The sequence below is a fragment of the uncultured Brachyspira sp. genome, from assembly GCF_934747485.1.
Classification (GTDB): Bacteria; Spirochaetota; Brachyspiria; order Brachyspirales; family Brachyspiraceae; genus Brachyspira.
This window is the reverse complement of record NZ_CAKVGN010000014.1, coordinates 39,897-49,144: the sequence shown is the minus strand read 5'-3', so window position 1 is coordinate 49,144 and position 9,248 is coordinate 39,897. Positions and strand designations below refer to the sequence as shown.

Annotated in this window: 6 protein-coding genes; 5 read left to right on the top strand and 1 reads right to left on the bottom strand. The window is 30.4% G+C overall.

Features of this window, described 5'->3' with window-relative positions:
- Positions 1 to 838 precede the first annotated feature (838 nt).
- From Q0H31_RS04200 to carB, 4 genes are all read left to right on the top strand, one after another.
- A complete protein-coding gene (locus tag Q0H31_RS04200; protein WP_295295999.1) occupies positions 839 to 2,449 on the top strand; it encodes a gamma-glutamyltransferase family protein in 1,611 nt (536 codons plus the stop codon).
- Positions 2,450 to 2,562: 113 nt separating this feature from the next.
- On the top strand, positions 2,563 to 3,333 hold the full coding sequence (locus Q0H31_RS04195; protein WP_295295998.1) for a hypothetical protein: 771 nt from the start codon (positions 2,563 to 2,565) through the stop codon (positions 3,331 to 3,333).
- A 264-nt stretch (positions 3,334 to 3,597) separates the two neighbouring features.
- Complete coding sequence (gene carA, locus Q0H31_RS04190) at positions 3,598 to 4,683, top strand: glutamine-hydrolyzing carbamoyl-phosphate synthase small subunit (protein WP_295295997.1); 1,086 nt, start codon at positions 3,598 to 3,600, stop codon at positions 4,681 to 4,683.
- Complete coding sequence (carB, locus tag Q0H31_RS04185; RefSeq protein WP_295295996.1) at positions 4,676 to 7,867, top strand: carbamoyl-phosphate synthase large subunit; 3,192 nt, start codon at positions 4,676 to 4,678, stop codon at positions 7,865 to 7,867. The genes carA and carB overlap by 8 nt, the downstream gene beginning before the upstream one ends.
- A gap of 25 nt (positions 7,868 to 7,892) precedes the next feature.
- Here the strand turns inward: carB and Q0H31_RS04180 are convergent, their stop codons facing one another.
- Complete coding sequence (locus Q0H31_RS04180; RefSeq protein ID WP_295295995.1) at positions 7,893 to 8,288, bottom strand: hypothetical protein; 396 nt, start codon at positions 8,286 to 8,288, stop codon at positions 7,893 to 7,895.
- 195 nt (positions 8,289 to 8,483) lie between these two features.
- Here Q0H31_RS04180 and Q0H31_RS04175 point away from each other — a divergent pair, with 195 nt between their 5' ends.
- The gene (locus Q0H31_RS04175; RefSeq protein ID WP_295295993.1) at positions 8,484 to 9,227 is read left to right on the top strand and encodes a copper homeostasis protein CutC; all 744 of its coding nucleotides are present in this window, start codon (positions 8,484 to 8,486) and stop codon (positions 9,225 to 9,227) included.
- Positions 9,228 to 9,248 lie beyond the last annotated feature (21 nt).

Genomic DNA, 9,248 nt, shown 5'->3' with positions numbered 1-9,248 from the left:
TAAATTATGATACACCTATGCTATACTTTAAGAAATTAAGGAATTCCTAACTGCAATATGTCTGGCTCCTGTGCACAGCATAAAAAAATCTGTTTAGTGTTTGGCTGTAAATATTTTAAAATAGGCAGTATAATAATTTTTAACTATATTTTAATACCCCGCCCTTATTAGCTTTCTGTATTATTTAAAATTATTGCTTTTATATTTTATAATGCCAAACTAAAAAAGCATACCCGCCCAAGCGTTGATTAGTATATAAGCCTATTTTACCGCACGTTAAATAAACTATCAATATAAGTTTAAATTGTATTTGTAATCAATAGACTTGTTTCAAAAGTACTTGACAAAATTAGTTGAAAAAAATAAAAATAATTTTACTTACAAGACAATGTTTTACATGTTGTATAATAATAAATTTTAATGTATATAATTGCAGTCTTTTTGCTTCTTTGTGCCAATACCGAAGGCACTTCCTACGGTCGCAAAAGAAGTGGGGTTTGGGGCAAAGCCCCAATTATAAAGATAAAATACTAAAAAATAAACAGTGTAATTATTTATTAATTTAGTTTTGAAACAAGTCTAATTTATATATTTTTATTTAGTTTAGCGTGCGGTTGGGAGATTGTAAATCTTACAAAATTTAGGGTGGGGGTTAGAATTTCTGATTAGGCAGTATAAGAAAAATAAATTTATATTTTTTAAGTTTTACAAAAAAGAATAAAGGGCGGGAGCAGTGAGGTATTTTTTAACTATAGTATTAAATAAATTTTTTATAATTAAATGGTGATATTTTTTTTATGATGTATAATTTAATAATAAATATTTTAAGGTATTTCTAATGAGATTTAATTTTTATAATAATGAATATAATTCTGCTCGAAATGTTGTATTTGGAAGTAAGGGTATGGTTGCAAGCAGTAATGTATTAGCAACAGAGGCTGGTATAGAGATATTAAAAAAAGGCGGAAATGCAATAGATAGTGCCATTGCAACTGCTGCTGCTTTAACTGTGGTAGAGCCTACTTCAAACGGTCTTGGAGGAGATGCTTTTGCTATAGTTTATTTTGATAATAAATTGCATGCTATAAATGGAAGCGGTTTTTCGCCAAAGAATTTAGATGTTGATAAAATATTGTCGCTTAATTTGGATAGTGTTCCTCATTATGGACTTATACCTATCACTGTTGGAGGTATTCCTGCTACATGGGCTGCTTTAAGTAAAAAATTCGGTAAGTTAAAACTGTTAGAAGTTTTGGAGCCTGCTATTAGATATGCAGAAGAAGGATATGCATTACAGCCGCAAGTAGCTTTCGATTGGAATATTGCTTTTAACAATTATTTGAAAGTTTCTGATAATAACAAGAGAGAAGAGTTTAAATACTGGTTTGATACTTTTAGTTTTAACGGCAAAGCTCCAGAACTTGGCAGCATTGTAAAACTTCCGCATCATGCGAAAACTTTATTTGAAATAGGAAATACTTATGCAGAGAGTTTTTATAGGGGAGAGATTGCTGAGAAGATAGATAGCTTTATGAAAAAATATGGAGGCTATTTATCTAAAGAAGATTTAAATGATTATTATCCGACTTGGGTAGAGCCTATAACTACAAACTATAGGGGCTATGATGTTTATGAGATACCTCCAAATGGACATGGAATAACAGTGCTAATGGCATTAAATATACTCAGTAATTTTGATGAGTTAAATACGCATTATGATATAGAAGCATTAAAACTTGCATTTACAGACACCAAAAAATATATAGCAGATGAAAAGCACATGAAAGTAAGAGTTGAGGAGATGCTTTCAAAAGACTACGCCAAAGAAAGAGCAAAACTTATAACTAAAAATAAGGCATTAGAACCTTCAAATTATATATTTAATAGCGGAGATACGGTTTATTTAGCAGCTGCTGATTCTTATGGAAATATTGTTTCTTTTATAGAGAGTAATTATATGGGCTTTGGTTCCGGAATAGTTATACCAGAGACAGGGATTGCCTTGCATAATAGAGGAGCTAATTTTTCATTATATAAATCATCAGCCAATTTTATAGCACCAAGAAAAAAACCGTATCACACTATAATACCTGGTTTTTTATGTAAAGACAATAAACCTATTGGTGCATTTGGAGTAATGGGAGCTTTTATGCAGCCTCAGGGTCATTTGCAGGTTTTAAGAAATATGATAGACGATAATCTCAATCCGCAAAGTGCATTAGATAAGCCAAGATGGCAATGGGTGGGTGAAAAAAATATAGAGTTAGAACATAATTTTGATAATAATTTAGCATCAGAGCTTCAGAGTAAGGGGCATAATATAATAAAAAAAGATAAGTTGAATAATTTTGGTTATTTTGGAAGAGGGCAGATAGTGTTTAGAAATGAGAATAATGTATTATATGGCGGGTGCGACTATAGAACTGATTCTGCTATTATTGGATATTAGAAAATATTTATTTTTTTATATTTATAAATAAAAATATATAAAATTATGGAAAAAAATTATGAAAAAGCTATAATATTATATATAAGATATTATAAAAATTGGCGGTGCAATTTATGAAAAAAATTATATTTTCTATTTTTGTTTTTATTTTTATAACAGCTACAAGTTTTGCTGCTAGTGGCTTTGAGTTTATTTTAAATGTGCCTGTTGGTATGAGTTTTGGTGTTTATGATTATGATTTAACTGATTGGGGTGAGTATTATAATAATCTTCATAATGGTGAAGTTAGAAATGCTATTGGTAAAAATAATGGTATTGGCCTAGATGCTGGTGTTTCTGTTCAGCTTGGATATATGTTTGCCATTAATACTAATATGGGGGTAAGTGTGCTTGGAGAATTGGGTTATAGTCATGATAGTTATTCTTATATAAGCAAACTTGATAAAAATATTTCTGATACTTATACTTTTGAAAGCCTTCAAGTTGGAATACTTCCAAAGTTTAATATTTATAATTTTGCTATAGGAATTGGTGCTGGAGTTAAAGTGCCTTTAGGTGGTAAATATTATTATAAAATAGGAAGTGCTAAAGGCAGTACAAAAATTGATTATAATTATATTTCTAGTAATTTTATTACTAAAGTTATACCTTATATAAAATTAACTTTTGATTATTCTATATTCTTTGCTCAAAATTTAGCTATTAATGTTGGTTTATATTTAGGATATGATTTTGGTTTAGAGCCTACAGTATATTCTATAAACAATAATTTTATTAATAATTATCCTCAGTTTGGTAATTACTTGGCAGTTGAAGATGTTACTTATTCTAGTTTTGATATAGGTTTGCAAGTAGGATTTAAATTTGGACCTAGCACAAAATAGTTAAAAATAAGCATATAAACTTTTATTTTGCTTTTTATAAAAAATGATTGTAATATTAATTATATATGTTATAGTTATTTAAAATAAAAAAACAAAATAAAGTTATGATTTTTAAACATTTTCAAACAAAAAAAATTCTGCGAGTTAGGCAGTTTTATAATAATCTTAGAAAAAGATTGGAGATTGACTTTCAGTTGATTTCCAATCTTTTTTTTATTTTAACTAAAAACCTAAAAAAAATTTAGAATATAGGAAGGTGCAAATTTGAAACGTTATTTAATACTTGAAGACGGAAGTTATTATGAAGGCATTGGTTTTGGTGCTGATAATTTTAAGATAGGTGAATTAGTTTTTAATACATCTATGACAGGTTATCAGGAAGTGTTATCTGATTTATCATACTGCGGGCAAATAACTGTTATGACTTATCCTTTAATAGGAAATTACGGCATAAACAGAGATGATTTTGAAAGTCTTAATCCTGCAATATTTGGTCTTATAGTAAAAGAGGCTTGTAAAAGCCCTAATAATTTTAGGAATGCAGAAAATATAGATGAGTTTTTGAAACTAAAAAATATTCCTGCCATAGAAAATATTGATACCAGAGCGATAACGAAAAAGATTAGAGAAGTAGGAACATTAAAAGCTATAATGAGCGATACTATAGAAAATAAAGATGATATAGTAGAAATGTTAAAAGAAACACCATATATGAATGACCATGTAAAAAGAGTTTCTACAAAAAATGCTTTCCCTATACCAAATAGAGGAAAAAAAGTTGTGTTAATAGATTTTGGTGCAAAGCTTGGAATAATAAGAGAGTTAAGCAAAAGAGATTGCGATTTAATAGTAGTACCTTATGATACAGATTCTAAAACCATAATGGCCTTAAATCCAGACGGAGTAATGCTTTCAAACGGACCGGGTGACCCAAAAGATGTAAAAGAGTCTATAAAAACAATAAAAGAGCTTATAGGAAAAGTGCCAATATTTGGAATATGCTTAGGGCATCAGCTTATAAGCTTGGCATGCGGTGCTAACACTATTAAATTAAAGTTCGGACACAGAGGAGGCAATCACCCTGTTAAAGATTTGGAAACTAACAAAGTAAGCATCACAAGTCAAAATCATAGTTATGCTGTTGAAAAAGAGAGTTTAGTAAATACAGACTTAATTTTAACTCATATATCTCTAAATGATGAAAGCTGCGAAGGGTTAAAACATAAAAAATTTCCGGTATTTTCTGTTCAATATCACCCAGAATCTAACCCCGGACCAGAGGACAGCAAGTATTTATTTGATAAGTTTATTGATATGATGAATAATAATTACGGAGAGAAAAATGCCTAAAAGAACAGATATAAAAAAAATATTGGTAATAGGTTCAGGTCCAATAATTATAGGACAGGCTGTAGAGTTTGATTATGCGGGTACTCAGGCTTGTCAGTCTTTAAAAGAAGAAGGATACGAAGTTGTGCTTATCAATTCAAATCCTGCTACAATAATGACCGATGCCGCTATAGCAGATAAAGTTTATATAGAGCCTATTAATTTGGATTTTGCTAAGAGAATAATTTATAAAGAGAGACCTGATGCAATATTAGGTTCTTTGGGCGGGCAGACTGGTTTAAACTTAGTTGTTGAGCTTGCTGAAAGCGGTATATTAGATGAATATAATGTTGAAATATTAGGAACAGATTTGAATGCCATAAATACTGCTGAAGACAGAGAGCTTTTTAAGAAGCTTATGAATGATATAAATGAGCCTGTGCCAGAAAGTGTGATTGTACATAGTGTTGAAGAGGCAATAGAGTTTGCAAATAAAATAGGCTATCATTTGGTGGTGCGTCCTGCATATACACTTGGAGGAACTGGGGGCGGATTTGCACGCAATGAAAAAGAATTAATTGAGATATGTGAGACTGGATTAAAAATAAGCCCTGTTCATGAATGTTTGGTTGAAAAGAGCATTGCGGGGTACAAAGAAATAGAATATGAGGTTATGCGTGATAATAATGACAATGCTATAGTGGTATGTAATATGGAAAATGTTGACCCTGTTGGAATACATACGGGAGATAGTATAGTTGTTGCTCCTTGTCAAACATTAAGCGATAGAGAAAATCAAATGCTTAGAAATGTGAGCCTTAAAATAATAAGAGCTTTAAAAATATGCGGCGGCTGTAATGTGCAGCTTGCATTAGACCCAAATAGTTTTAAGTATTATATAATAGAGGTTAATCCTAGGGTATCTCGTTCAAGTGCTTTGGCAAGTAAGGCTACAGGATACCCTATTGCTAAAATAAGTGCAAAAATAGCTGTGGGTATGACTTTAGATGAAATACTTAACCCTATCACTAAAAAAAGTTTTGCTTGCTTTGAGCCTTCTATTGATTATATAGTTACAAAGTTCCCAAGACTACCATTTGATAAATTCCCTAACGCCGACAGACAATTAGGCACACAGATGAAAGCTACAGGTGAAGTAATGAGCATAGGGCGTAATTTTGAAGAATCTTTTCTAAAAGCTGTTCGCTCTCTTGAAATAAAATGTGATCATATAATTCATAAAGATGTTTCTGAATATACAACAAAAAAATTGTGGGAGCGTATAGAATTAAGAGATGATTTGAGAATATTTATTATAGCTGAACTTTTAAGACGAAAAGAAGATATAAAAGACATAATTGATATTACCCATATTGATAAATTTTTTTTGGATAAAATAAAAAATATAATAGAGTTAGAAAATAAATTATCTAAAAACAAAATGGATATAGAAGTTTTAAGGGAATGTAAAGAAAGAGGTTTTTCGGATAGTTATATAGCTAAAGTTTGGGCAATGGAAGAAATTGATATATACAAATTAAGACATGAAAATGGTATAGTTCCTGTATACAAAATGGTTGATACTTGTGCGGGAGAGTTTGAAAGTGAGACGCCTTATTTTTATTCTACTTATGAGAAAGAAAATGAATCTATTAAAAGCGGTAAAGAAAGCATTATTGTTTTAGGTTCTGGACCTATAAGAATTGGTCAGGGGGTGGAGTTTGATTATTCTACTGTGCATTCAGTTATGACTATAAGAGAAGCAGGATACGAGGCTATAGTAATAAACAATAACCCTGAAACAGTATCAACAGACTTTTCAATATCTGATAAACTTTATTTTGAACCTCTCACTATAGAAGATGTTATGCATATAGTGGAGCTTGAAAAACCTAAAGGAGTTATTGTTCAATTTGGAGGTCAAACTGCAATAAATCTTGCTGAAAAACTTGTTATGCATGGGGTTAATATACTTGGCACTTCTTTAGAAAATATTAACAGAGCTGAAGACAGACATGAGTTTGAAGAAATGTTAAAAACTCTTAATATACCTCAGCCTAAAGGTGAAACTGCTATAACAGTTGATGAGGCTTTAGTAATAGCAAATAAAATAGGATATCCTGTTTTGGTGCGTCCTAGTTATGTATTAGGCGGACGTGCTATGGAGATAGTTTATAATGATGGTGCTTTAAAAATATATATGGAGACTGCTGTAAAAGAAGTTAGCAATAAAGCTCCTATATTAATTGATAAATATATTGTAGGAAAAGAAATAGAAACTGATGCTATTGCTGATAGTGAGCATAATGTATTCATACCCGGCATAATGGAGCATATAGAGAGAGCTGGTATTCACTCTGGAGATTCTATAAGCGTATATCCTGCTCAAACTATTTCAAAAAAAGTAAAAGACAGTATTATTGATTATACAAAAAGAATAGGAGAAGGATTTAATTTTATAGGGCTTTACAACATACAATTTATAGTTGATAGAGATGATAATGTATATGTTCTTGAAGTTAATCCGAGAAGCAGCAGAACAGTTCCTTTTTTAAGCAAGATAACTAATGTACCTATGGCTAATATTGCTACAATGTGCATACTTGGCAAATCATTAAAAGAGCAAGGGTATAATGATTTATATAAAAAAGAATCTGATAAAGTATTTGTTAAAGCTCCTGTATTTTCTTTTGCCAAATTAAGAAGAGTAGACACTGTGCTTGGTCCGGAAATGAAAAGTACAGGCGAGGCATTGGGTTTTGATATTAATTTTGAAAAAGCATTATATAAAGCACTAATTGCAAGCGGAATAAAAATACCTCTTCAAGGAAATGTTCTTTTTACAATAGCAGATGATGATAAGCCTGAAATTGTAGATATGGCAAAAAGATTCTCTAATATAGGCTACGGAATATATGCTACAAAAGGAACTGCTAATTTCCTAAGAAAAGAAGGGCTTTATATAAAAGAAGTTTCAAAGATTTATGAAAGCGGATTTGAAGACATAATAGATACTATAAGACTTGGCAAAGTTGATTATGTTATTAATACAATAGCAACCGACAGCAAAACTCATTCTGATAGTTTAGAATTGAGACGTGCTTCTGCTGAAAATAATATATCATGTATTACTTCATTAGACACAGCATACGCTTTGCTTAGAGTAATAGAATCTATGAACTTTAGCATAATGCCTATTGCTTAATTATATTTAAATATTTTGCTAATTATTAAGCATAAGTATCAACATTATTGCCCTTGTCTTTTGGTGCTGATATTGCTGATTTTGTTACGCCTCCAGAAACATAAACTCTTTTACATTCTGGGCATATTGAAGTATTTAATGTAACATTTTGAAATAAAACTTCACCTCCAGACTTTTGAGCATTTCTTTCATTGTTTGCAACATGCTCTTGTTCATGAGAGGCTACAGCTGATGGTGCATTAGATGGGCTTATATGTGTTGGGGTTTTAAAAGATACTCCTATATCATTAGAACCATCTTGATATGTTCTATTGGCACAAGTTTTACATACACCTACTTCGCTTATTGGAGTGTTTTTATTTGCTGAAACAGCTGAAATATTTGCAATGTTATTTGAATTTCTATAAGCACCTATTTCCATATAAACCGCCTTTTTAATTACTTTAATATATTATAACCCCATAAAAATAAATATCAATGAATTTAATTATATAAATTATTTCTAATTTTTTTTTGAATATAATTACATATATTATTAATATTAATTTTTGACAATTAATATTTTTTTAGTATAATTTATATGTTTTTAAATATAAATTGATTAGGTATAAATAATATGAATAAAAATATAAAAATAGAAATATGCGTGGACAGTGTACAGTCTTGCATTAATGCTGAAAAAGGCAAAGCAGATAGGGTTGAACTTTGCGGCAATATGTTTGAGGGCGGAACTACTCCAAGTTATGGTGTTTTAGAGTTGGCGAGAGAAAAATTAAATACACCTATATATGCAATGGTGCGTCCTAGGGGTGGAGATTTTTGTTATGATGATATTGAGTTTGAAGTAATGAAAAAAGAAATAAAACTCATGAAGGAATTAAAAATTGACGGCATAGTGTTTGGAATACTTACAAAAGATGGAAAAGTTGATAAAGTTAGATGCAGAGAGTTATTAGACTTATGGGGAACTAATAAAGCTACTTTTCATAGGGCAATAGATGTAAGCTGTAATTTAAATGAGGCTTGTGAGGATATTATATCGCTTGGATTTGAGAGAATACTCACTTCAGGCGGGGAAGCTAATGTTATGAGCGGTATAATAAAACTAAAAGAATTAGTTGAAAAATATAATGATAAAATAATAATAATGCCCGGAAGCGGAATAAATGAAAGAAATATTGAATATATAAAAGATACTCTTAAAGCTAATGAATATCATATGACAGCGAATAAAACAGTTGAAAGTGCGATGCAATATAGAAACGAAAATGTATTTATGGGTGCTGCTTTAAGACCGCCTGAGTTTGGTGTGAAGTATACAGATGAAAACAAAGTGAAGAATATAAAATCAAAAATATAATATTGTTAAACTATCTAATAA

Excerpts from the sequence above, each read along its gene's own strand:
- Q0H31_RS04200 (WP_295295999.1), top strand. The coding sequence starts at position 839 with ATGAGATTTAATTTTTATAATAATGAATATAATTCTGCTCGAAATGTT.
- Q0H31_RS04195 (WP_295295998.1), top strand. The coding sequence starts at position 2,563 with ATGAAAAAAATTATATTTTCTATTTTTGTTTTTATTTTTATAACAGCT.
- carB (WP_295295996.1), top strand. The coding sequence starts at position 4,676 with ATGCCTAAAAGAACAGATATAAAAAAAATATTGGTAATAGGTTCAGGT.
- Q0H31_RS04180 (WP_295295995.1), bottom strand. The coding sequence starts at position 8,288 with ATGGAAATAGGTGCTTATAGAAATTCAAATAACATTGCAAATATTTCA.
- Q0H31_RS04175 (WP_295295993.1), top strand. The coding sequence starts at position 8,484 with ATGAATAAAAATATAAAAATAGAAATATGCGTGGACAGTGTACAGTCT.